21 protein-coding genes and 2 pseudogenes are annotated in these 21,637 nt (G+C 47.5%); 16 read left to right on the top strand and 7 right to left on the bottom strand.

Annotation, left to right across the window (positions count from 1 at the left end):
- Nucleotides 1-34: 34 nt before the first annotated feature.
- The 3 genes from ACTQZS_RS01225 to ACTQZS_RS01215 all read right to left on the bottom strand — a co-directional run bounded on the left by ACTQZS_RS01225 (nucleotide 35) and on the right by ACTQZS_RS01215 (nucleotide 4,358).
- Nucleotides 35-2,659 (bottom strand): DEAD/DEAH box helicase family protein, encoded by a 2,625-nt coding sequence (locus ACTQZS_RS01225; RefSeq protein ID WP_441474194.1) that lies wholly within the window; start codon nucleotides 2,657-2,659, stop codon nucleotides 35-37.
- An 89-nt stretch (nucleotides 2,660-2,748) separates the two neighbouring features.
- Nucleotides 2,749-3,249 carry a hypothetical protein gene (locus tag ACTQZS_RS01220; RefSeq protein ID WP_441474193.1) on the bottom strand — a complete coding sequence of 167 codons (501 nt, stop codon included), beginning with the start codon at nucleotides 3,247-3,249 and terminating at the stop codon, nucleotides 2,749-2,751.
- 236 nt (nucleotides 3,250-3,485) lie between these two features.
- Entirely contained in the window at nucleotides 3,486-4,358 is an 873-nt protein-coding gene (locus ACTQZS_RS01215; RefSeq protein WP_441474192.1) for a LysR family transcriptional regulator, read from the bottom strand.
- A gap of 122 nt (nucleotides 4,359-4,480) precedes the next feature.
- Here ACTQZS_RS01215 and ACTQZS_RS01210 point away from each other — a divergent pair, with 122 nt between their 5' ends.
- The 4 genes and pseudogenes from ACTQZS_RS01210 to ACTQZS_RS01195 all read left to right on the top strand — a co-directional run bounded on the left by ACTQZS_RS01210 (nucleotide 4,481) and on the right by ACTQZS_RS01195 (nucleotide 6,872).
- A complete protein-coding gene (locus tag ACTQZS_RS01210) occupies nucleotides 4,481-4,696 on the top strand; it encodes a hypothetical protein (RefSeq protein ID WP_024865572.1) in 216 nt (71 codons plus the stop codon).
- 20 nt (nucleotides 4,697-4,716) lie between these two features.
- A pseudogene (locus tag ACTQZS_RS01205) lies at nucleotides 4,717-5,718 on the top strand (alpha/beta hydrolase).
- Between the two features lie 14 nt (nucleotides 5,719-5,732).
- The gene (locus tag ACTQZS_RS01200; RefSeq protein ID WP_441474191.1) at nucleotides 5,733-6,275 is read left to right on the top strand and encodes a flavodoxin family protein; all 543 of its coding nucleotides are present in this window, start codon (nucleotides 5,733-5,735) and stop codon (nucleotides 6,273-6,275) included.
- Between the two features lie 12 nt (nucleotides 6,276-6,287).
- Nucleotides 6,288-6,872, top strand: a complete 585-nt coding sequence (locus ACTQZS_RS01195) for a cyclophilin-like fold protein (RefSeq protein ID WP_441474190.1) — start codon at nucleotides 6,288-6,290, stop codon at nucleotides 6,870-6,872.
- A 138-nt stretch (nucleotides 6,873-7,010) separates the two neighbouring features.
- Here the strand turns inward: ACTQZS_RS01195 and ACTQZS_RS01190 are convergent, their stop codons facing one another.
- Nucleotides 7,011-7,898: a LysR family transcriptional regulator gene (locus tag ACTQZS_RS01190; RefSeq protein ID WP_279198558.1), complete on the bottom strand. Its 888-nt coding sequence runs from the start codon at nucleotides 7,896-7,898 to the stop codon at nucleotides 7,011-7,013.
- Nucleotides 7,899-8,021: 123 nt separating this feature from the next.
- Here ACTQZS_RS01190 and ACTQZS_RS01185 point away from each other — a divergent pair, with 123 nt between their 5' ends.
- Nucleotides 8,022-9,065 (top strand): YeiH family protein, encoded by a 1,044-nt coding sequence (locus ACTQZS_RS01185; RefSeq protein ID WP_279198559.1) that lies wholly within the window; start codon nucleotides 8,022-8,024, stop codon nucleotides 9,063-9,065.
- A gap of 160 nt (nucleotides 9,066-9,225) precedes the next feature.
- Here the strand turns inward: ACTQZS_RS01185 and ACTQZS_RS01180 are convergent.
- From ACTQZS_RS01180 to ACTQZS_RS01170, 3 genes and pseudogenes are all read right to left on the bottom strand, one after another.
- Nucleotides 9,226-9,300: pseudogene (locus ACTQZS_RS01180) on the bottom strand (phage tail tape measure protein); the annotation flags it as partial.
- A 114-nt stretch (nucleotides 9,301-9,414) separates the two neighbouring features.
- Nucleotides 9,415-9,849, bottom strand: coding sequence for a DUF3021 domain-containing protein (locus ACTQZS_RS01175; RefSeq protein WP_441474189.1), 435 nt, complete (start codon nucleotides 9,847-9,849; stop codon nucleotides 9,415-9,417).
- A 12-nt stretch (nucleotides 9,850-9,861) separates the two neighbouring features.
- Nucleotides 9,862-10,299, bottom strand: a complete 438-nt coding sequence (locus ACTQZS_RS01170) for a LytTR family DNA-binding domain-containing protein (RefSeq protein ID WP_441474188.1) — start codon at nucleotides 10,297-10,299, stop codon at nucleotides 9,862-9,864.
- 888 nt (nucleotides 10,300-11,187) lie between these two features.
- Here ACTQZS_RS01170 and ACTQZS_RS01165 point away from each other — a divergent pair.
- From ACTQZS_RS01165 to ACTQZS_RS01115, 11 genes are all read left to right on the top strand, one after another.
- Nucleotides 11,188-11,919, top strand: coding sequence for a class I SAM-dependent methyltransferase (locus ACTQZS_RS01165; protein WP_441474187.1), 732 nt, complete (start codon nucleotides 11,188-11,190; stop codon nucleotides 11,917-11,919).
- 21 nt (nucleotides 11,920-11,940) lie between these two features.
- Nucleotides 11,941-12,732, top strand: coding sequence for a class I SAM-dependent methyltransferase (locus ACTQZS_RS01160; RefSeq protein WP_441474186.1), 792 nt, complete (start codon nucleotides 11,941-11,943; stop codon nucleotides 12,730-12,732).
- Nucleotides 12,729-13,673 carry an ABC transporter permease gene (locus ACTQZS_RS01155; protein ID WP_441474185.1) on the top strand — a complete coding sequence of 315 codons (945 nt, stop codon included), beginning with the start codon at nucleotides 12,729-12,731 and terminating at the stop codon, nucleotides 13,671-13,673. Before ACTQZS_RS01160 ends, ACTQZS_RS01155 begins: the two co-directional genes overlap by 4 nt.
- Nucleotides 13,666-14,511, top strand: a complete 846-nt coding sequence (nikC, locus tag ACTQZS_RS01150; protein ID WP_441474184.1) for a nickel transporter permease — start codon at nucleotides 13,666-13,668, stop codon at nucleotides 14,509-14,511. Before ACTQZS_RS01155 ends, nikC begins: the two co-directional genes overlap by 8 nt.
- Nucleotides 14,512-14,515: 4 nt before the next feature.
- Nucleotides 14,516-15,298, top strand: a complete 783-nt coding sequence (locus ACTQZS_RS01145) for an ABC transporter ATP-binding protein (protein WP_441474183.1) — start codon at nucleotides 14,516-14,518, stop codon at nucleotides 15,296-15,298.
- Nucleotide 15,299: 1 nt separating this feature from the next.
- Nucleotides 15,300-16,064, top strand: a complete 765-nt coding sequence (locus ACTQZS_RS01140) for an ABC transporter ATP-binding protein (RefSeq protein WP_441474182.1) — start codon at nucleotides 15,300-15,302, stop codon at nucleotides 16,062-16,064.
- A gap of 65 nt (nucleotides 16,065-16,129) precedes the next feature.
- Complete coding sequence (locus ACTQZS_RS01135; protein ID WP_441474181.1) at nucleotides 16,130-17,725, top strand: ABC transporter substrate-binding protein; 1,596 nt, start codon at nucleotides 16,130-16,132, stop codon at nucleotides 17,723-17,725.
- Between the two features lie 176 nt (nucleotides 17,726-17,901).
- Entirely contained in the window at nucleotides 17,902-19,155 is a 1,254-nt protein-coding gene (locus tag ACTQZS_RS01130) for an ATP-binding protein (RefSeq protein ID WP_441474180.1), read from the top strand.
- Nucleotides 19,156-19,508: 353 nt separating this feature from the next.
- The gene (gene bcp, locus ACTQZS_RS01125) at nucleotides 19,509-19,964 is read left to right on the top strand and encodes a thioredoxin-dependent thiol peroxidase (RefSeq protein ID WP_279198689.1); all 456 of its coding nucleotides are present in this window, start codon (nucleotides 19,509-19,511) and stop codon (nucleotides 19,962-19,964) included.
- Nucleotides 19,961-20,755, top strand: coding sequence for a peroxide stress protein YaaA (gene yaaA / locus ACTQZS_RS01120; protein WP_441474179.1), 795 nt, complete (start codon nucleotides 19,961-19,963; stop codon nucleotides 20,753-20,755). The genes bcp and yaaA overlap by 4 nt, the downstream gene beginning before the upstream one ends.
- A gap of 141 nt (nucleotides 20,756-20,896) precedes the next feature.
- Nucleotides 20,897-21,469: a nitroreductase family protein gene (locus ACTQZS_RS01115; RefSeq protein WP_441101071.1), complete on the top strand. Its 573-nt coding sequence runs from the start codon at nucleotides 20,897-20,899 to the stop codon at nucleotides 21,467-21,469.
- The last annotated feature ends 168 nt before the right edge of the window (nucleotides 21,470-21,637 follow it).

Here is a 21,637-nt window from a genome sequence, read left to right as displayed (position 1 = left end):
ATCTCACCTTTTTACTTCTATGTAAACGTGTTACTCATATCGCATATCTAAGATTGAATTTCGGGAATGTGACATCCAGGAATCGTTCGTGCTCGGTCCAATCCGGATAACTGTGCTCTTTTGCACGGAATTCCTTTGAGTGGCGGGGCTCATCTCTGTGAAGAAGTTCATGGTATATCACATATTTGATAACTTCACGGGGTACGTCAGGAGAATTAAGAACACTGTTGATCAACACAATGGGGTCTCCGTCCCTGGGAACGTATTTTCCAAAATACTCTGTGAGGGGTCTGTCCGTCCAACGGAGCTGAGGAAGATCCCCATAGGGCTCTTCGGAAAAGCGTTCTTTAAGGACTTCGTTTGCCAGTTCAGTCAGGCTGTCATTATCATATACCGGGGTTCGGTCCAGAGTCAGGCTTTCCTCCGGGATCTCTGCGATCTTCATTCCCAACGGGACCACACCGTTCGGATACCGGATAAAATCGTACACTCTCTGACTGTACTCTTCCTGGCTTCCGTATACACTGTCGATCAGGTCTTTGTGATCGTTGTAAAAGCCCTCTATATTTCCATCAAGATCAGCGATGCCAACATTGTTCGCGCGCAGTTTCTGTGCAAGTGTATAGGCATCGATCTCCTTCTGGTCTTTGAAGAAGTACAAGTGCGGATACTCCTCCCGATAGGTATCCAGGAACAGCTGGAGATCCCGTGCCTTCGGGCAGAGTCCGAACCCGGTGAAGAATTCGTCCAATGCCATTTTTCCCGTATAGTCCGGATCGCCGAAGGTTCGCTCCCGGTTTTTCAGAAGCGCATTGTATCCGCTGACCTGGCAGTCGAATACCAGGAGCTTCCTGTCCTCCCATTCTTCATCATCAATGTCATACCAGCCGACGGGAAGGACCGCCAGAGACGGGAGATCTCCTGTTCCCGTATACCGTACATCGATCCCTTCAAGGATGTCATGGATCTGCTCCCAGGGTATCAGTTTCGGTTTCGAAGATTCCAGCGCCAGGTTCTGGTCTGTCGGCGGCATAAATGGCCAGAGCACCTCCTCCGGACTCAGCCAGTCGGTGAATCTTCCCCACATATCATGGAAATCCACAACATACAGGGTTTCCGTGCCCTGATAATCCTTCCCGCGCATTCCGCGACCGATTATCTGCATCAGCAGTACATCGCTGGACGTCGGTCTGGTCAGGAATACAGTCTGGATATCCGGGACATCGCTCCCTTCCGTCATGATCTGGATATTCACCAGGACGTCCAGTTCTCCGCTGCGGAATCTGGCGATCTTTGTCTCGTTTCCATCGTGAATGCTGTACACGTAATCGCAGCGCACACCGCGTTTCTGAAGTTCTTCACAGAGGCTGATGCAGTGCTCCGCATTCAGTGCAAAAATCAGGGTCTTTCCGTATTTTTCTTTGTTTTGTATGTATTCATCCGCAATCAGTGTATTTCTTTCCTTGACCCTGGCCATGCGTTCCAGAGTCTCCGGGGAAAGCTCTCCCCATTTCCGGATATACTTTTCTTCATCAAGGGTGATGTTGGTCTCAAAATCAATATCCGTATTGATCCTGACGCATTCCGGTTTGGAAAGGATTTTTTTTGCGATCAGCGTCGCTGGCGATACCTCATAAATGATCTTACGGTCGAAGATCGTCATAAGCCTGGCTGTATCGAGATCTGTGAGCCGAGAGGGGGTCGCAGTGAGGCCAAGAAGCTTAACTTGTCTGGATAGGTTCTTGATCTCATCGATGATCTTCCGGTAAGAAGGGGCCAGTGTATGATGCGCCTCATCCACGACGATCATCACTTTGTTCCGCAGTACTGTATGAAGATAGGGAAGGTTCCGGTAAATAGTCTGTACACTGCCGATCACGACATCATCGTCCCGGTCGATTGCCTTAACACTGGCATGGTTTCCTGAGACACAGATCAGATGAAATCCCTTTTTCTTTGGCGCAGCGGATTTTAGTAGTCCTGCTGCTCCGTTGTACATGGCATCCGCTGTCTGTTCGATCAGCATATGCCGGTGAGCAAGCCAGATCACCTGCCATCCGGCGGCGACCATGTCCTTTATAAGAAAATACGTAGCGACTCTGGTCTTTCCGCTTCCGGTCGGCATGACCAGCATTCCTGCCTTCTTTTTCTGTGTAATAAAGTAATCCCGTAAGCTTTCCACCGCCTTATCCTGATATGGTTTCAGCGGGAGATCCGACGGAATGCACTTAGACATGTCCAGAACCTTCGGTGTGGTAAAGATAGATGTATCTTCTTCGTAATCTGTATATGCCCCGGCCTGCAACAGTTCCTTCAGGACCAGGCTCATCACCGTTGATGTAAGCCTCATGTGCTGAAACTGCTCCAGCATGGCATCGTGACTTCCGACTTTGGCGCCGCGGTATTTATGCTTCTCCAGATTAGCGATAAGGCTGGTCAGTGCCCCGCTTCCCTTTAAGAAATTCTCTGTAATCTCATCACGGTAGCACCGCACAAAATGCTCGTCCGGCTTAGGGCAGATTCTTGCAATGTGCACCACGAGGCTTTCTTTTTCCTCAATCTTCCTGATGGGACGGTATTTTGCGCTGGTCTTTGGACTGTAAACAATGCTTTTAATAAATTTCGTGCTGAAATTCTCCCAGGTAAAACCATTCTTCATCGTGTGTGTATCCTTTCATCGAACTTGATGGTTTTAGCATACTACCTCTGGAAAAAGATAACTGGACATGCTGTCCTCCATTGTTACAGTTATTCTTCCCCTATGCAGCGGATCTTCACACCGGCATATTTTTTCATATCTTCAATATATTCATAAATATCCCCGTTATTTTCCAGTTCGCACATGAGGATATAGTCGCATAGGTTTTCTACATCCAGCCTTTTGCCCCGGTACCTGAACAGTTCGTCCGCTTCTTCTACGGTGAGACTGACGCCAACGCAGAACTTCGCCAGGTTTTCATAAGTAATATTGCGCCCTCCCTTAAAACGGAGATACTTATGGAAGAGGTTGCTGGAAATCTGGCATTTTGTTTCCAGCTGAGCTTCTTTTCCGTCAAGGCGATCATAATAGTATTCATCCAGTCTGACCCGCAGCTCATTCATATCCTCAAAATTGCGGGGCATACCTGCAAGCTGCATGCTTGTCATACGATACGATGCCCCGGAATTCCTGCCATCATCAAATTCCAGCATTTCTATCGTTTTAAACTGCATAGACCCGATTTTATCTAGACCGTACCGATCTCCCATAGCGGAACCTCCTCCCACAATCGTTATAACTTATTATATACTCTGGAGGTGCCGTGGAAAATACCAGTAATAGGAATCCTGGCACTAATATATGGTGCCAGGATGGTTGTTCTTTTTGCAGCTGCTGAGGTGAAGGTATGGATTGATGTGGCTACAGATTTGTTACGTGAAGTATAAGATTAGAACACTATACAATAGAAGGTCATAGCTTTATTATGCTGTGACCTTCTTGAAAATTACTTGAAAGTCTTTTTTATCTGCTCCAGAAACTTTTCAGCAATAGGAGTAAAGGTCTGATATTTATTCCATATGAGATATAGTTCTGACTTCAGTTCAGGTGAAAGTGGTCTGAATACCATGTCAGTTCCTTCGGTATTTATCAGATCTTTAAATGTAAGAAGTATTCCAAGGTTTTCCCTTGCAAATACAGAGCCGTTATAGGACAGTCTGAAAGAGCCTTCAAGCTTTAGCTTAGGAAATCTTTCTTTAGCCCATGTTTTGATTTCATTGTTCCAGCTTTGCTCAGAGACAAACAGAGGCTGTCCTATCAGGTCAGAGACATGGATGGATTTTTTCTTTGCAAGGGGATGAGATGAAGATATGATTGCTCCCCATACATCGGCTTCCGGAAACTTAACATATTCATATTTATTGCTGTCAGGTGTTTCACACAGTACAGCAAAGTCTAAAATGCCCTTATCAAGTTTTTCAGTAACCAGCTCAGTATCTCCGCTGGTTATATGATAAGTGAAGTTGGGATATTTTTCTTTTAACTTATAGATCTCTCTGGCAAGATATCTTATCTGATAGCTCTCGGCCAGTCCAAAATAAATATTCCCACCTGTTATATCATCCAGGGAATTAAATTCCTGTTCTATTTTATCTGACATAGCCACAAGATCCTGAGCACGGTCACGTAGAAGCATCCCTTCGTCCGTAAGCGAAATGCTGAAACTGTGCCTTACAAACAGTTTCTTCCCAAGTTCTTCCTCTAATGATTTTAATGTCTTTGAAAGAGTAGGCTGTGATACATGAAGCTGCTCAGCAGCCTTTGACATATTTTCTTCCCTTGCAACTGCAAGAAAATATCTGAGATTTTTTATTTCCACGAAAACCTCCATGAAGTTGACAATTAAAGTGTTATTCCAAAGACGAATATCACGATATTTATTTTATTCATTAGCGAAAACCTGGTCAAGGATTTACTATGAAATCAGAAGGAGCAAAAAAGATGGATACTAAAAAGATTCTTGAAAGCCTTACTGACATGGGCTGTGATGAGAAAGAAATAAGCTTTATGAAAAAGATGTATGAAGAAGGGGATACAGATACGCTTCTTCGAGATCTTAGAAAATGCCGGTGCCATCTGATGGACGAACTTCATGACAGTCAGAAGAAAGTTGATAACATGGATTTTTTGATAAGACAGATCCAAAAAGAAAAGTAATTAAAACGGAGGAATGTAAAATGATCAGAAAAGAAGAACTGAACCTTGTAACGGAATGGGATAAAACCTTTAAGAAAAGTGATAAAGTAGACCACAGCAAAGTCACATTTGTAAACAGATATGGAATCACTCTTGCAGCGGATATGTATGTTCCAAAGAATGCAGATGGTAAGCTCCCTGCAATTGCTGTATGCGGGCCATTCGGTGCAGTTAAAGAGCAGTGATCAGGTCTTTATGCTCAGACAATGGCAGAGAGAGGATTCTTAACAATAGCATTTGACCCATCATTTACAGGAGAGTCCGGTGGGAACGTAAGATATATGGCATCTCCTGATATCAACACAGAAGATTTCATGGCTTCAGTTGATTTCCTTTCACTTAATGAAAAAGTAGATCCTGACAGGATTGGAATCATCGGTATCTGTGGATGGGGAGGCATGGCTGTAAATACAGCAGCTCTTGATACAAGGATCAAAGCTACAGCTGCAATGACAATGTATGACATGACAAGAGTAAATGCAAAGGGATATTTTGACTCCGAGGACAGCGAGGAAGCAAGGTATCAGAAGAGGGCTGCCATGTGCGCTCAGAGACTTGAAGACCTTAAGGCAGGTGAGTATAAGCTTGGCGGCGGAGTTGTAGATCCACTTCCTGAGGATGCCCCTTTCTTTGTGAAAGATTACTATGACTACTACAAGACCGACAGAGGTTATCACAAGAGAAGCCTTAATTCTAATGGTGGCTGGAATGTAATCGGCTGTGAATCCTTTGTTAATCAGCCAATACTTAAATACAGCAACGAGATCAGAAGTGCAGTTTTACTTGTTCATGGAGAAAAGGCTCATTCATGTTATTTCTCAAAGGATGCTTATGCAGATATGATCAAAGACAGCAAGTATGCTGATAATAAAGAACTTATGATAATCCCTGATGCGGTGCATACAGATCTATATGATGGTGGAGATAAGGATTATATTCCTTATGACAAGCTGGAGAGCTTCTTTAAGGAGAATTTAAAATAAAAGGATGAGATGATATGAGCAAAGTATTAGTAATTTCAACAAGCCTTCGTGCAAATAGCAATTCAGATATACTTACTGAAAAGCTTATAGAAGGAGCAAAAGCATCAGGTCATGATGTGGAGCATATAAGTCTTAAAGGGAAGAGCATAGGCTTTTGTATAGGATGTCTGGCATGTCAGAATACTCAGAAATGTGTCATTAAGGATGATGCTGCCACGATTGCTGATAAAGTAAAGAACGTAGATACATTGGTATTCGTCACTCCGATTTATTACTATGAGATGAGTGGTCAGATGAAGACTCTTTTGGACAGGCTCAATCCTCTATATCCTTCAGATTATAAATTTAGAAATGTATATATGCTCTCTGTAGCAGCTGAGGATGAAGAGTTTGTGCCTAAAAAGGCAGAAAGTGGACTTCAAGGATGGGTTGATTGCTTCGAAAAGGCTCAGTTTTCAGGTTCCTTATTCTGCGGTGGCATAGGTGATATGGGTGAGGCATCCGGGAAAACAGAAGAGTTAAACGAGGCTTTCGAGTTTGGAAAGTCTTTAAGATAAAGGATGCTTGATATGAAAGAAAAAATGATTTTGATAGCATTCTGTATGACAATCATGTTTTGTATGAGCGCCTGTTCAGGAAATACAATAAACTCCGGTGATAATCAGAATGCAGTAACTGAAATATCAACATCAGAAAATGTTGAAACAGAAAGCTCAGAAGAGAATGTCATGTCGGAGGGAACTGCTATGTATCAGATGGCAGAAAAAGATGAATCAGCAGATGATGAAGCTGTTGGAGATAGTACTATGATAATGATGATTGATGGTACAAAAGTTAATGTGGAGTGGGAAGACAATCAGGCTGTAGAAAGACTGCGGGATATGGCTAAAGATGGTGATATTACCATTCAGATGTCAATGTATGGCGGTTATGAACAGGTGGGTTCCATAGGACAGAGCTTGCCACGAGATGACAAACAGACAACAACGAGTTCAGGTGACATTGTACTTTATTCGGGCAATCAGATGGTAGTGTTCTATGGCTCCAACAGCTGGTCATACACAAGGCTCGGTCATATATCTGATAAGGATGAGGCAGAGATGGCAGATCTTCTTTCACAAGGAGATGTTACGATAACCATCAGCACGGAATAGGTTCCTTTTCCCCCTTCAGAACCTCAAGGACGAGATCAGATTTGAACTTGGCACTAAAGTTTCTTCTTGTACGAGACATGTGCAACTTTCGTGACAGGTTCACACGCTGCCGCTGCTCTTTCAGTGTGATGGTTCGCATCATTTTTCCTTGATCAGCTCCTCACAGATCCTCCGGTATTGACCGGCATAGATACTGCCTTTTTCCCAGATAAAGTCGAGATCATGCTGCATGGAAAAATCCCGGAGCTTTATTTCGCGCAGCCTGCCGTTTTGGAGCTCTTCCTTAACGGCAATTTTATACAGGAATGAAATCCCGCAGTCCTCTTTCAGCAGGGCTGTGATCGTATGCATATTCTCCACTTCGATGAAATGAGAGAAGTCATGCAGCCGGATGCCCCGGGCGGACAGGCTGCGCTCCATGATTTCTCTGGTACCGGAACCCTTTTCCCGGATCAGTAGCCTCTCCCCCTGAAGATCTCTCAGACAGGCCGGCGTCCCATTCCTGAAAACATGCTCGGCTGCACATACCGCGATGTAATCCTCTGTGTTGTAAGTCAGATTCTCATACTGATCCCCGGGATAATATCCTTCTACAAGTGCTAGGTGAATCTTGCCATCTTCGAGCAGATGGATCAACTGCTCGGTATTTCCGAATTTCAGGTGTATATTCATATCCGGATGCCGTTTCAGAAACCCGGCCAGCGGATTTACAACCGCATATTCACCGACAGTCATGGTAACGCCGAAGGACAGACATTTTATCCCGGTGTCCTCCGGACGAAGTTCCTGTTTGAGCTGTACCTCGTCATTCTGCATGGCCTGCAGGCGTTCCTTAAGAATTTCCCCCTGCCGGGTCAGATACAGTTTTTTATTCCGGTATAGAAAAAGCGATGTGCCGTAATAATCCTCCAGATAATGGATATGGGAAGATACCGCCGGCTGCGTAATGTTCAGCTGCGCAGCGGCTTTGGTGTAATTCATGGTCTGGCAGACGCACAGAAACGTATTGATTCGAAAGTCCAGCATAAGACACACTTATCAATAAAAAAATAATATCGTAAACAAGAAATAAATAATTTTACATTTTGAATTTACCATTCTATGATGATCCCTGTCAATGAAATTAAACAGAGGGAGGACATATCTATCATGTCATTTATAAGAAAAAACGGCGCGGGAATTCTTCTGTGTCTTGCAATTGCCATTCCGTCATGGATCATCGGACAGCGCTTCCCGGTTGTCGGCGGAGCCGTCATCGGTATTCTGGCGGGAATGGCCGTAACTGTGTTCTGGAAAAACAAAGGACCTGCGGAAGGCGGGATCCGATGGACTTCTAAATATATCCTGCAGACAGCCGTGGTTCTGCTTGGATTCGGGATGGACCTCGGGGTGATCGCCGAAACCGGAAAGCAGTCCCTGCCGATCATCATTTGTACAATCAGCACTTCGCTGATCATCGCATGGCTGTTGCACCAGCTGATGCATGTCCCGGGGAACATCTCCACACTGGTAGGTGTAGGTTCCTCGATTTGCGGAGGTTCTGCGATTGCAGCGACCGCTCCGGTCATTGGTGCGGATGACGATGAGGTGGCGCAGGCAATCTCTGTAATCTTCTTTTTCAACGTCCTTGCGGCGGTTTTCTTCCCGATCCTGGGGCGTGCCATCGGCTTTGATACTACCAGCGGAGACGCCTTCGGAATCTTTGCCGGGACGGCCGTTAATGATACTTCTTCGGTGACCGCAGCGGCATCCACTTGGGACAGCATGTGGGGCCTCGGGAACCAGACGCTGGATAAAGCGGTCACGGTTAAGCTGACACGTACTCTGGCCATCATCCCGATTACGCTGGTTCTTTCGATCGTTCGTGCAAAACAGTCGGAGAAAAACAGCACTGCCCCGAATAGTGAAGCTTTCAGCCTGCGCAGGGCGTTTCCCGTGTTTATCCTGTATTTTGTTTTGGCTTCGGTGATCACGACGGTCTGTGTACAGGCGGGCGTCAGCACGGAGGTGTTCGTACCACTCAAGAACCTGTCGAAGTTTTTCATCGTCATGGCGATGGCTGCGATCGGTTTGAACAGCGACATCGTGAAACTGATCCGGACCGGCGGGAAGCCGATCGTCATCGGCGCGGCTTGCTGGGCGGGAATTACGCTTGTCAGCCTTGGCATGCAGCATGTTATGCGGATCTGGTGATATATCGAATTTAATACGCCAGTTTGACTATAAAAGAGGGCAGGTACTTTTGTCGGAGTACCTGCCTTCTTTATTTACGCGAACAGTGAGCCGCAGCCGAATGCGAAGTGTTCGTGTGCGGCGAGCGTCGCGATAGCGAGATAAAACTCGATCCTCAATAATTTCTGATCTTTGTATTTACGCCCTTAAGGGCTGTCTGTAGTTTGGTAGTATCGCCGCCAATCTCAACGGTGATACCCTAGATCCGTCCATCCGTCCAGCCATCCATCTCCCTCCTTCCTGATTTGGGGTAAAAGAAAACACCGATCATTTCTGACCGATGTTCTCAAAAACTATGTTTTACTGCTTCTTACTTCATTGCCTGTATCTTATCATTCATCTTTTTTGCTTCTGCACGATAATATCTCATGAAAAGGAACCAGATAAGAAACGCAACAGCCAGCTGAATCGCCATAATTATTATTTCCTGACCGATGGTTGCAGACCCACCTGTCCATCCGACTGCATAAGCAACGATTGTATAAATCACGCAGCCAATACCCATGTGTATCAACACTCTAATCGGCATTGGAAGATTTTCCTTCCTGTACACAATGGTCGGAACTCCAAATCCAAGGCCAACCAAAACGCAACCGACAACCATTTTTGTAAACCTGTAATTCTCAAGGCTGAAATTCCCTTTGTATCTTACATCAAATACAATTCCACCCAGACAGAAAATAGCCATTGCCATTCCAATACTGATTACCGTGCTCTTTGCTAAATCTTTTATTGTCTCTTTCATTGCTTTCGCCTCCTATAATCCAAGATATTTTTTGAACTCCGGCAGATATGTTCTCGAAACGTAATCCTTGCATCCGTTCTTCAGCTTCAGCAAAAGTGTTCCGCTGAAGCCCGGCTCGATACTGTCCATATAAGACAGATTGATCAGTGTGGATTTTGATATCTGCATGAACTGTTTTCCTAACTGCTGACCAATCTCATATAGCCTTTTCCGTGAACGATATTTTTGTTTTTCACCATAAATAATCGTATCTCCATCCTCTACTCTGACCATGTATATTTCCTTAGGCTGCAGAATGATAATATCCTCTTCATTCTGCAGAGCAGTTATGGGAGTTTCGTTTGTGCTGAATAGATCAAGCATTCGCTGTATCTGATGTGTCACCTTGTCAGTGTAGATCACTGCATATGGTTCTTTATATTCAGCAGAAATATCAACACTTATCTTCATGCTCCGGTTTCCTTTCTCTTTGATGATGTAATCATACAATATATCGAAAGCTCTGTCCTGACATTTGAGGTAAGTGACAAAAAACAAAAGGTGAAATGCATAAGCTTCAGAGATTTCCTTTTACTTAAAAAAGGTAACGATTATCAATCGTGAGTGTTGCGTAATTAGATAGGCGCAATTAGTAGAGGGGGTGTGGAGATCGAGTGAAAATAGAATTTACATTCTTGCTTATAATTTGTACAATTATAAGCAAAAATGTAAATAAGGTGGTGGCTACATGATCCCTTCACAACAGATTCTGAAACTTGCGAAAGACAATGCAGAAACAGACATCGAGAATTTGGAATGGGCATCCGGAGGGTTTCATGATGCTATTTAGCGATAAGGACAGGGATATCTATGAACATCTTTTCAAATAAGCAGAAGGCAGACTATATACAGACGCTTCAGAAGGGTATTGGCAGCATCGTTATAGTTTGCTTTAATGATAAAGCCGGACGGAGTCTGATAACGGCCGCAGCCCTCTTTATGATTCCATCACACAAAATATAGTTATGAAAGGCGTCCTAAAAAGGGCGTCTTTTTATTTACGCGAACAATGAGCCGCAGCCGAATGAGAAGTATTCGTGTGCGGCGAGCGTCGCGATAGCGAGATAAAACTCGCGCAGCGTGTTTTATCTCGTTTTACCTGAGCAGGCAGAGGATTTCTGGCCGCACCGGAAACGAAACCGGTGCGGCCAATTTTGTCGTAAAAATTTCATCCCCCGAGGGGGCTTCTGTAAAAGGAAAATTTTTGTTACACCAATAATACCGACCGTTAATTCATCAGGCATGAAAAGGGGAAGCCAATGATTGCTTATGGTGAATTGTCGGAGGAAGGATGGAAATATGGATGTGAAAATGGAAGAACGTGTGAAGAAATACTGGACACAGCGTTCCCACGATTTTGGAACGGTGCGTAAGAACGAGCTGAGAAATGAAATGGGGCAAAGGTGGCTCCATGAGATCGAACGGTTCCTGCCGGAGCGGAGAAAGCTGGACATTCTGGACGTGGGCACAGGCGTTGGTTTCTTCGCCGTGCTTCTGGCGGAGCAGGGGCATCGTGTGGAGGGAATTGATCTTACCCCTGCCATGCTGGAGGAAGCTCGGATTTTGGCAAAACAGCGGAATCTCGATATCACTTTCCGGGAAATGGACGCTCAGAATTTGGATTATCCCAATGATTCTTTTGATGTGGTCATCAGCCGGAATCTTACATGGACGCTTCCTGATCCGGACAGCGCCTATGCCGAGTGGTTTAGAGTGTTGAAACCCGACGGGGTGCTTTTGAATTTTGATGCGGATTACGCTTCTCATGTGCGCAGCCACAGCATCCAGAACCGAAAGGTTGCCCCGGACAGCCCGTATGGTCATGTGGGCATGACGGATGTCTTACAGAAGGAAAATGACGACATTACGCTTTCGATGGACATTGGGAAATCCCGACCGGCGTGGGATGCGCAGCTCTTGACAAGAACAGGTTTTGTGAAATGTCAGACGGACACACAGGTTGGTCAGCGTCTGTTGGGAGAACTGGATCTGACTGCTGCCCCCATGTTTGGGATTGTAGCTCAGAAATAAGAAATCGGAGGCACTTTTGCCATGAAACAGTTTGCAACCTATGAAGAAGAAAATATCCACTATTGGACAAACAGGGCTTCCGGTTACTCCGGGGTCAATCAGGAGGAACTGGCAACCAGCCAGAAAACGGTATGGCGAGGGCTGATCTCCCGGCGCATTGCCGCCCGGTTTCCCAATACCAACCCGAAGCGGATCCGCGTGCTGGATGTAGGCACCGGCCCGGGTTTCTTCGCCATTATTCTGGCGGAGCTGGACTATCAGGTGACAGCGGTGGACTATACCGCCTCCATGCTGGAGGAAGCGAAGCGCAACGCAGGGGCGCTGGCGGAGAAGATCGATTTCCGGCAGATGAATGCCGAGGAACTGTCCTTCCGGGCGGCTTCCTTTGATGTGCTGGTGACCCGGAACGTCACATGGAATCTGCCAAACCCGGAGAAAGCCTATGCCCATTGGATGCGGGTGCTGAAACCCGGCGGGCTGCTCCTGAATTTTGACGCTAACTGGTACCGCTACCTCTGGGACGAGAATGACCAGGCAGCACACGCACTGGACAGGAAGAACCTTCAGGATTCAGATGTCCGGGACGAAACTGCCGGAACGGATGTGGATGCCATGGAAGCCATCGCCCGTCAGACCCCGCTTTCCAGGATTCATCGCCCTGCGTGGGATCTGGATGTGCTTCGGGGGATGGGAATGCAGGCAAATGCCGATACGGAAATCTGGAAACAGGTCTGGACGAGAGAAGAGCGGATCAACAATGCCTCCACACCTATGTTCCTGGTGGAGGGCTGTAAAGTGGGGGCTGCAATTTGAAGAAATACGTTTTACGCAGATTCTTACAATTGATACCTGTCCTAATTGGCATCACTTTTCTGTCTTTTGCTATGATGCGCGCGGCGGGCAGCGATGCTATTACCGAGCTTTATGGCGATAAGGGTGCGGTGTCACAGGAGATCATTGACGCGAAGCGGGCGGAACTTGGTCTGGATAAGCCCTTTCTCGTCCAGTACCTTGCCTGGGTGGGCGGTATGATGCGGGGCGATATGGGCGTGAGCTATATATCCGGGAAGGATGTATTTCAGACGTTTATTTCAAAGCTCCCGGCGACGCTGCTCCTTACCGCGCTGTCTATAGCCATGACGGTGGTCATTTCCATTCCGTTGGGGGTTCTGACGGCGGTGCGCCATGATAAGCTAACAGACTACGTTCTGCGTTTTTTCAGCTTCGTGGGAAATTCCCTTCCCAACTTCTTCGTGGCGCTGCTTCTCATGCAGATTTTCTCTATCAAACTGAGAATACTTCCCGTTATTTCAAAGGGATTGAGTATCCAGGGCGCCATGCTGCCTACCCTGACTCTTGCCATTGCCATGTCTGCCAAGTACATGCGGCAGGTGCGGGCTGCGGTGCTGGAGGAACTGAACAAGGATTACGTCATCGGCGCAAAGGCGAGAGGTGTCCGCGGTTCCGTTATCCTCTGGAAAAGCGTGCTGAAATCCTCCATGCTCACCATCATCACGCTGCTGGCTCTGTCCATCGGAAGTCTTCTGGGCGGTACGGCGATTATTGAGAGTATTTTTATGTGGGATGGCGTGGGGAAGCTGGCGGTGGATGCCATCACCATGCGTGACTATCCCATGATTCAGGCTTATGTGGTCTGGATGGCAATCATCTACGTATTGGTCAATCTGATCACAGACCTGCTTTACCATGCCCTTGATCCGAGAATTCGACTGGGGGTGCGTGCGGATGCGTGAAGTTACCATACGGAAGCAGAAAATCAAAAAAGGCAGCGTAAAAATACGTCTTATCGTCTTCGGCACACTCGCTGCGCTGTTAATTGTCTGCTCCCTTTTCTCGGAGTATCTCGCTCCCTATGACCCTTATTTGCAGAATTTGAGCATCGCCAAACAGCCGCCCTGTGCGGAGCATCTTCTGGGCACGGACCGCTACGGACGGGATATGCTGTCCCGGGTTATAGTGGGCAGCCGGACCAGTATTTTTTCCACCCTTTTGCTGGTTGCGATCATCACCGCTTTCGGAACCGCCGTGGGCGTGGTCTGCGGCTGGTACGGCAAAGCATTGGATACGGTGCTTATGCGGATTTCCGATCTGTTCCTTGCTTTCCCCGGACTGGTGTTCGCACTGGCGGTAGCGGGTGTGCTGGGAGGTGGATTACAAAATGCCATTATCGCTCTGGCGGTGATTTCCTGGCCCAAATATGCCCGGATCGCCCGGAGTCAGACCCTTGCCCGGAAGGAAACAGTCTGGATGAAGGCGGCAAAGCTCTCCGGCAGTGGCACGGGCAAGATCATTTTCAAACACATCCTTCCCAACATCATCGGTCCGATTCTGGTAACGTCCGTGCTGGATATTGGCACCATGATGATGGAGTTGGCGGCACTGAGTTTCTTAGGGCTGGGTGCGAAACCGCCCATTGCGGAGTGGGGAAGCATGATGAGCGACACCCGGAGCCTGATGACTACCTCTCCGTGGATAACCTTCTCTCCCGGCATTGCGATCTTCCTTTCTGTCATGATCTTCAACCTTCTGGGCGACACAATCCGGGACTACGCAGATCCAAAGGGGAGGTAACGGTATGGCAGAATTGTTGCGGTACGATCATGTAGGTATCTCCTATAATGGCTTTCTGGCGGTAAGGGATGTGAGCTTCACCCTGGAGCCTGGCGAAATCCTTGGCATAGCAGGCGAAAGCGGCTGTGGAAAATCCACCCTGATTAAAGCTGCCATGGGTCTGCTGGGCGATGACGGAATGGTGACCCGGGGCGACATCTGGTACAAGGGAAAAAATCTTCCTGACCTGCCCGCTAAAGAACTTCGCAAACTCAACGGACCGGAATTGGGCATGATCTTCCAGAGCGTGGGCAGCTCCTTCTGTCCCATCCGCACCATCGGCGCACAGCTCTACGAGACGATGACCGAGCATGGAAAGATTTCAAAACAAGAATTCCACCAGCGCGCCATAGAGCTGATGGGAAAGCTGGGATTTGAAGACGTAGAACGGGTGCTGGAGAGCTTCCCCTTTGAGCTGTCCGGCGGAATGCAGCAGCGGGTGGGCATTGCGGCGGCGATGCTCTTAAATCCCGGCATATTGTTCGCGGACGAGCCGACTTCCGCGTTGGATGTGACGGTGCAAAAACAGGTATTGGACGAGATGCTGCTGGTGCGAAAGACTTACGGTACGGCCATGATTTTGGTGACCCACAACATAGGGGTTATCAGGGCCATGGCAGATAAGATACTGGTGATGAAGAACGGGGAAGCCGTAGAGTATGGCGACACCCGTCAGGTACTTGGGAGCCCACAGGCAGAGTATACCCGACAGCTTCTTTCCGCAGTGCCGAGACTACGGAGGAAATGAGATGGAACCGATTTTAAAAGTTAAAAATCTCACAAAGGTCTTTTCCCGCAGCGGGCAGGAGAATTTCACCGCGGTCAGCGGCATCTGCTTTGACCTCCGTCCTGGTGAGTGCTTAGGTATTATCGGTGAAAGCGGAAGCGGCAAGACGACTGCAGTGAATTTGATCACCAGGCTGCTGGATGTCACAGAAGGGAGTATTCTGCTGGAGGGTGCGGAGATTACCCATCTGAAAGGCAAGGAACTTCGTAAGGTCTACCGGAAAATGCAGATGGTGTTCCAGACTCCCACAGATTCCTTTGACCCCCGCCGGACTCTGGGCGACGGCATTGGGGAGAGTCTGCGGAATATCGGAATGTCCCGTAAGGAAACACGCAAGGAAGTGGAGCGGCTTCTGGGGAAGTGCGGGCTTTCTGCTGACTTTGCGGATCGCTATCCCCATCAGGTCAGCGGAGGACAATGCCAGAGAGCGGCCATCGCCCGGGCTCTTGCTGTGAAGCCGGGGATTCTCATCTGTGATGAAGCCACCTCCGCGCTGGATGTGACTGTTCAGAAGGAAATATTGGAACTGCTGAATGAGCTTCGTTCCCAACAGGGAAACAGCCTGTCCATCCTGTTCATCTGCCACGACATCTCTCTTGTGCAGCAGTTCTGTGACCGGGTGCTGGTGATGTATCACGGCGGCATTGTGGAGGAGGGTACTCCCGACGAAGTCATTCAACATCCCAGGAATGCGTACACTCAGCGCTTGATCGACAGCGTTCTGTAATGGTCATTGGTGCCGGGCTAGGTGACTGGCTTCCACATATTACATTTGAAGAAAGGAAATATAAAATGAAAAAGCCGTTTTCCCTGATTATGGCTGCCTGTCTTGCCGTTTCTCTGCTGGCTGGCTGCGGCAGCAACACCCCGGCGCAGGCACCTGCTGCTGACAGTGGCAGCAATGCTTCCTGGCAGGAAGTCTCCGCAGACAGGAAAGTTATGACCATCGGCGACACCACCTTCAACTCTGAAAACTGGGAGGAAACCGTCGATCCTCATCGCACCTACAACGGCTGGGCCTGTATCCGCTATGGTATCGGTGAGACGCTGGTGCATTACACCGACACCATGGAGCTGGAACCCTGGCTGGCAAAGTCCTGGGAAAATGACGGTAACTGCACCTGGACCATAACGTTGCAGGATAACGTTACCTTCTCCAACGGACGGAAAATGGACGGCAATGCGGTGAAGCAGTGCCTTGAACATTTACTTGCGAACCATGACCGCGCTCCCAGCGACACAAAGATCACGGATATCAAGGCGGACGGTCAGGTATTGACCATTATCACCAGCGAACCCAACCCTGCCCTTATGAACTATCTTGGCGATCCCTACGGCTGCATCATCGATGTGGATGCCAGCGACTTTGATAAAGGAATCGTTATTGGCACCGGTCCCTATGTGGTGAAGGATATGGTCACGGACGATCACCTGACACTGACCAAGAACGAAAACTACTGGAACGGCACCCCCAGGATCGACGAGCTGACCATTCGCACTCTGTCCGACGGCGATACATTGTCCGCCGCTTTACAGGCTGGAGACATTGACGCCGCCTACGGTATGGCATACGAGGCTTACCCTAATTTTGAAAACGACGACTATCAGTTCTCCTCCATTCAGACCTCACGGGCGTTTTTCGCCTCCATGAACATGACCAGCCCCATCATTCAGGACGCGGCTGTTCGGAAAGCCATTGCCATGGGCATCAACAAGGAAGGCTTTGTGAAGACCATGCTGGATGGCCACGGCGTTCCCGCCAATGGCGCATTCCCCAACGGCTTCTCAAATTTTGGCGGGGAGAAGGTTACTACAGAAAACTACGATCCTGAAGGAGCAAAGGAAGTTCTGGAAAAAGCCGGCTGGGTGGACAACGACGGCGACGGCATCCGGGAGAAGGACGGCGTGAAGCTGTCCATTCGATGGCTGACCTATCCCAGCCGTCAGGAGCTGCCTCTGCTTGCCGAATCTGTGCAGGCTACCCTGAAGGAGATCGGCATGGATGTGGACATCAACTGTACCGCCAACCGTCGGGAGTTCCTTGCTGATATGAACAGTTGGGACATTTATGCCTCCGCTCTGGTCACCGCCCCCTCCGGTGATCCTCAGTATTTCTTTACCACCAGCTGCATGCCCGGTATGAGCTACAACTTTGGCGCCTATGAGAACAAGGAAGTCAGTGCTATGATTGAAGAATTGTCAACCGAGTTCGACACCGCCAAACGGGGTGAGCTGGCTGTACGCCTGCAGCAGGCGATTCTCGATGATAACGCCTTTGTCTTCTGCTCCTTTCTGCAAATGAACATGATTTCCAAGAGCAATGTGACGGGTTATACCGCTCACGCCAGCGATTACTATCAGGTCACTGCGGATCTGGATATCAACTAATTGCGTTTCGTTTGCAGGTGGTGCAAAACGTCAATTCATATAAGATGGACAAAAATGCGGAATCCGCAAAAATGTCACATGAAGTGTTGACGACCAGTGTGATGCGAGCTACAATGTAAATGGACAAAAATGCGGATTCCGCATTTTTGTATCATTATTAGACAGGGATGATGAAAATGGAAATTCGCAGGAATACCTATCTGAACAAGCTGATTTCCAAGCGTCATAATGGGTTGATTAAGGTCATTACCGGGGTTCGCAGATGCGGAAAATCGTATCTGCTTTTTGAGTTGTTCAGAGAGTATCTCAGGAAGAGCCAGGTTCCGGACGATCATATTATAGAGATGGCTTTTGATGCCTATGAGAATAAAAAGTATCGGGATCCGGAAATATTCTTCCCTTATCTGAACGAACGAATTAACGACCAGGATCAATACTATGTGCTGTTGGACGAGGTGCAGCTTCTCGGAGATTTTGAGTCCATTCTGAATAGCCTGGTGCGAAGGAAAAACGTTGATGTCTATGTGACAGGCAGCAACGCAAAATTTCTTTCCAAAGATATCATTACAGAGTTCCGCGGGCGTGGTGATGAAGTGCATATGTATCCGCTGACATTTGCGGAGTTTATGTCTGTGTATGAGGGTGAGAAAGCGGATGGATGGCGTGATTATGTGCTTTATGGAGGAATCCCGTTAGTACTCACATTTACCACGCCGGATCAGAAGGGTGATTTTCTGAAATCTCTGTTCGAGGAGACGTATATCTCCGATATTATCGGGAGAAATAATGTCAGAAATAAAGTGGAGCTGGAAGAACTTCTGAATATTCTGTCCTCTTCCATCGGCTCTCTGACGAATCCGAGCAAGCTGTGTGCAACTTTTAAGAGCGTAAAACATACGACTATCAGTAAGATGACGATCAAACGCTATATCGATTATCTTGAAGACGCTTTCCTGATTGACAGTGCAATTCGCTACGATATAAAAGGTAAGAAATATATTGATACACCATCCAAGTATTATTTCACGGACCTGGGTCTTCGAAATGCCAGATTAAATTTCCGACAGGTCGAAGAAACACACGCGATGGAGAATATCATTTTCAACGAACTGAAAGTCAGAGGATATAACGTCGATGTAGGCGTCGTTGTGATGAATGAAACAGATCAGACAGGTAAAAAAATAAGAAAGCAACTAGAGATTGATTTTGTCTGCAATAAAGGTTCCAAACGTTACTATATTCAGTCGGCATTTGCTGTGCATGATGAAAAGAAAATGCAGCAGGAACAACGCTCTCTGGTCAATACAGGCGATGGGTTCAAGAAAATCATAATCACAAAAGATGCCATAGCACCGCTTTACAATGAAGAAGGTGTGTTGGTGATGAGTGTTTTTGACTTCCTGTTGAATCCTGACAGCATGGATTTATAATCAGGCGAAACAAAGCGAGAGTAATAGTCCCGGATTGGTCAACAAAAACCTTCATGTCAGAAATTCTGACACGAAAGTGTTCGGTATTTCCCGTTCGGTCTCTTATAATCAGATATGAAGGTATTTCGCATAATTGGGTTCATCTTTCTGTTGATATTCCGAATCATCCTTCTTCCAGTTCGCGCTCTGGTTAGTCTGCTCAGATGGCAGACGATCATGTGGATGCTTCAATTCATGACAGAACTACCGGAATTACGGTGGAGTGTAATTTGACAGATATGCTGAAAGAGGTTCAGAGAGGAGGCAGTTTCAGGAGCAGTAGGCTGACTTTATTATAGGAGGAGGAATGTAAGATGTTGAATATTGGAACAGAAGCACCGGATTTTACTCTGCCGGACCAGAATGGAGAGATGCACAGCCTTTCGGACTATCGTGGAGAGAAGGTAATTCTGTATTTTTACCCGAAAGATATGACGGCAGGCTGTACCAGGCAGGCCTGCGGGTTTGGCGAGCTGTATCCGCAGTTTCGGGAGAAGGGCGCCGTCGTTCTCGGCGTCAGCAAGGACAGTGTTGCTTCGCATAAGAAATTTGAGGAGAAGTACGGCCTGCCGTTCACTCTGCTTTCGGACCCCGAAAAAGAAGTGATCCAGGCGTACGATGTCTGGAAAGAGAAGAAGAACTACGGCAAGGTCTCGATGGGTGTTGTCCGGACGACCTACCTGATCGATGAGAATGGCATCATTGTGAAAGCCTTCGGTAAGGTGAAGGCTGCCGACAATCCTGCACAGATGCTGGACGAATTGTCATGAGGATCATCATCTCTCCGGCGAAGCAGATGCGGGTGGACACGGATTCCTTTACGTGTACAGAGCTTCCGCCGTTTCTTGAGAAAGCAGGAAGATTAAAGGACTGGATCAGCGGCCTTTCCTATGAGCAGCAGAAGATACTCTGGGCCTGTAACGATAAGATCGCCCTTCAGAACTCCGAGCGGTTTCATCATATGGATCTGCGGAAGAATCTTACGCCTGCGATTCTTGCTTATGACGGGATTCAGTACACTTATATGGCACCTGCTGTATTCGAAGATGGTCAGTATGCGTATGTACAGGAGCATCTGCGCATCCTGTCCGGCTTTTATGGTGTCATAAAGCCTCTGGACGGTGTGGTACCGTACCGTTTGGAAATGCAGGCAAAGGTATCATTTGACCAATATAAGAATCTGTATGACTTCTGGGGTGACAGTCTTTATCGGGAAGTGCGGGACGAGAGCGGGATCATTATTAATCTGGCTTCGAAGGAATATTCCAGGTGTCTGGAAAAATATCTGAAGCCTGAGGACCGGTTTATTACCTGTGTTTTCGGTGAGCCGGAGGGAGGCAAGATTGTCCAGAAGGGCGTATATGCTAAAATGGCCAGGGGCGAAATGGTTCGATTTATGGCAGGCATCCATGCCGAAGCCCCGGAGCAGATGAAAGCATTTAACTGGAGCGGCTATCATTTTGATCCTGACCGCTCGTCGGATACAGAATTTATTTTCGTGCGCACAGAAATTCCCGGAAAGAAAGCAGCTAAGAATCATGCAGCTGACAGGGGACACTAGAAATATCTCAAAGAGATGCAAACCGGACATGAATTTACAGTATGGTGGCAAAATACGAGACAAAAGGAAAACGGAAACAGCCTGACGGAAAAAATGGAAAGCCCGTATCGGGTCAATCCTTTACGGAGAAAAGAGGTTAAAATGAGTATACGTGAATCACTGAAGGAAAGAAGAACCGTTTATGCACTGAAAAAGGAGCTTCCCGTATCTGCAGATGAGATAAAAAAACTTGTCGCGGAAACGACGGAACTTGTGCCGGATGCGTTTAATATGCACAGCCAGAGAGTCGTGCTTGTGCTGGGTGAGAAACAGGACAAGCTCTGGGACAGAATTTATGATGTATTTGAAGGAAAGGTGCCGAGGGAGAAAATAGATGGATTCCGCGCGGGAGCCGGAACCGTTCTGTTCTTTTATGATGAGGCGGTGGTAAAGGGCTTGCAGGAGCAGTTCCCTCTCTATGCGCCCAATTTCCCGGTATGGGCAAATCAATCCAATGGTATGCTGCAGCTGGCTGTATGGGCGGGTCTCAGAGAACTGGGAGTAGGGGCCAATATCCAGCATTACAATCCGGTTATTGATGATGCTGTGCGTGAGATGTTCCATCTGCCGGACAGCTATAAGCTGGTTGCGCAGATGCCTTTCGGTGGTATTGCGGAACTTCCGGGGCCCAAGGATCCGGAAGATATTTCAAAGAGAGTATTTTTTGAAGAATAAAAACCCGGTGAAGATGCGGAGAATCGGTCACTCTGTAAGTTGCTGACATTTAATCCTTAATGAAAAAGCGGGCTGTTTTCGAAAGAGGTCAAAAGATCTTTCGAAAACAGCCCGCCATTTTGTTTTGAAGACTTTGCCGGAATGGAATCTCTGCTCCCCCTTCTCGGC

Source organism: Bilifractor sp. LCP19S3_H10, from assembly GCF_052119185.1.
Taxonomy (GTDB): domain Bacteria; phylum Bacillota; class Clostridia; order Lachnospirales; family Lachnospiraceae; genus Bilifractor.
The sequence above is the reverse complement of the archived record's forward strand: the minus strand, read 5'-3'. Positions and strand labels throughout refer to the sequence as shown.